Source organism: Paraburkholderia ginsengiterrae (genome assembly GCF_001645125.1).
Lineage (GTDB): Bacteria > Pseudomonadota > Gammaproteobacteria > Burkholderiales > Burkholderiaceae > Paraburkholderia > Paraburkholderia ginsengiterrae.
Genome location: NZ_LXKA01000307.1, coordinates 1 through 432 on the forward strand (window position 1 = coordinate 1; position 432 = coordinate 432).

Annotated in this window: 1 pseudogene; it reads left to right on the forward strand. The window is 69.4% G+C overall.

The annotated features are described in order from the left end of the window. Positions 1-269 precede the first annotated feature (269 nt). Positions 270-432 (forward strand): annotated as a pseudogene (locus A6V37_RS42495) (2-oxoglutarate-dependent dioxygenase); the annotation flags it as partial.

Below are 432 nucleotides of genomic sequence, written 5' to 3' on the forward strand. Positions count from 1 at the left end.
GAGAGGGGTAAGGATGGAGTGTAGGTGACGTGGAGGAGGGGAGGCGCGAGAGTGTGGAGTGCGGGGGGTGGGAGGTAGGAGGGGCAGGGGCGGTGGGCTGTCGGCGTATGGGCGGGGGAGCAGTGCAGATAGAGGCGAGCGAGAGAATGTGCGTGGGGGGGCGGAGGGTGAGGGGGCAGGGCAGGTGGGAGGGTGACGCGGGGCGCGAGGAGGGGGTCAAGGGCGACGGAGAAAGGCCGGACCGCCACGTGTGAGACGCGGGTGAGGCGAGTGAAGCCGCGCCGGCGAGAGCCGCGCAGCAAACATATCAAGACGACGAGATGCCGGTGGGGGGCGGCAACGGCATCCGTGCCCACGATCGCGACGTGCGCGTGCTGATGCGGTGCGAGCGGCCACAGGTGATCGTGTTTGCCGATGTGCTGTCGCCGGATG